Genomic DNA, 1,606 nt, shown 5'->3' with positions numbered 1-1,606 from the left:
GTTTTGATCAACGCGTTACGTACTTGCGCTGCGGTACACGTTGGGTGGTAACTCCACACCAAGCCAGCTACGCCCGTTACGTGCGGAGTCGCCATCGAAGTGCCGTTGTAGTACTCGTAGTCTTCACCTGATGTAGTTGCAACCGTGATCTCTTGGCCTACGTAACCCAGTAGCTCTTGACCAAATGCACGATCAACTGTCACCGACACCATGCGATAAGCGTTGTTTTGGTCAACTAAGAATGGGTTTTGTAACCCAGCTAATGCCGCGTTGCTGTATACAATCGCCGCGCTTGCGCCCGCGTTGTAACATGCTCGAACTGCATCCACCTCTGGGTACGTACCTGAAGATTGATTACCAATACGCTCAGTAAGACAGATTTTGCCTGACATGTCGCCACAGTTGAAGTTGCCACCAGACACATCACAGCTTGCCAATGTCGCGGTGACTGAACCTGCAACTGGTGCTGGTACAAACTCAGTGCCGTTGTGGACCAAACGGTTATGAGGCACGATGCCACGGTCAAACTGGCTAACACCGTTTAGCGTAATGTCAGACAACTTACCTTCGCCTACTGTTACGGTGGACAAAATCGCCACACCCGGCGCCGCGATTTCAACTTGATCCGTCGCTTGCGAGAACGCCGCGTGATCATTTTGATTATCGACCGCTGCAACTGACATAACAGAATCGTAAGACGCTGGGTAGCTGTGCGCAGTATTGCCGTCGTTACCCGCCGCAGCGATTAACAGTACGCCTTGATCGTAGATCGCTTTCAGCGCATTTTGCTCCGTGCGGCTCGATTGGCTACCACCGAGGCTCATGTTCACCACGTTTGCGCCATTATCAGCACACGTTTGTATCGCTTTCACAAGACCAGAAGAGTAACCCCAGCCCGCTTCGTTAAACACTTTCACGATGTGAAGGTTCACGTTTTGGTTTGGCATCACGCCCTTCACGCCTTCAGTATTCGCGATCGCAGCGATAGTGCCCGCTACGTGAGTACCATGCGCGTTGTTGTTGCCAGGATCGCTCCATGAGCCTGTGCCGCTATCATTGGTACCAGCAACACGGTTACCGCTCAGATCGTTGTGCGACAAATCGTAGCCAGAATCGATGATACAAACTGTGCGGTTACCTGCATTGAAGTCATCCAACTGCTGAGCATTCACTGCGTTGTAACCCCAAGGTACCGTTTCACTTAGCAGGTAACGCGGTGGATCGACTTCCACGTATTCCACATCACCACGGTTACGCAGTGGTTCAAGATCATCCCCATCCAGCTCAACGCTGTAAATGGCACGGTTACCTAGTTTTTCCACTTTACGTGCTTTCACCTGTTGCAAAACAGATTCTTGCGCGATACGTGGTCCCCAAAACGAGTTGCCACCCATCGAAGATCGGCTTACCGGATCTTCTTTGAATTTGACGATGTATTTCGTCGGCAACTTGGATTCGTCGAATCCCATCGGTGGAGCCGCGAATGCTGACATGGAAGCAGTCAGCGCGACGGCGACAGCAGACAATGTAAATAAGCCTTGTTTTTTACTTGTTGTGTAGTGCATTTGCCCTATTCCTTATTTGAGCTAATTTTTATTCACTATAT

Annotated in this window: 1 protein-coding gene; it reads right to left on the bottom strand. The window is 50.6% G+C overall.

The features are described from left to right. Positions 1-1,565: S8 family serine peptidase (locus R7P67_RS23845; RefSeq protein WP_318086195.1), on the bottom strand; the 1,565-nt coding region annotated here is incomplete at its 3' end. Positions 1,566-1,606 lie beyond the last annotated feature (41 nt).

It is taken from the genome of Vibrio sp. Vb0937 (genome assembly GCF_033338855.1).
The sequence above is the reverse complement of the archived record's forward strand: the minus strand, read 5'-3'. Positions and strand labels throughout refer to the sequence as shown.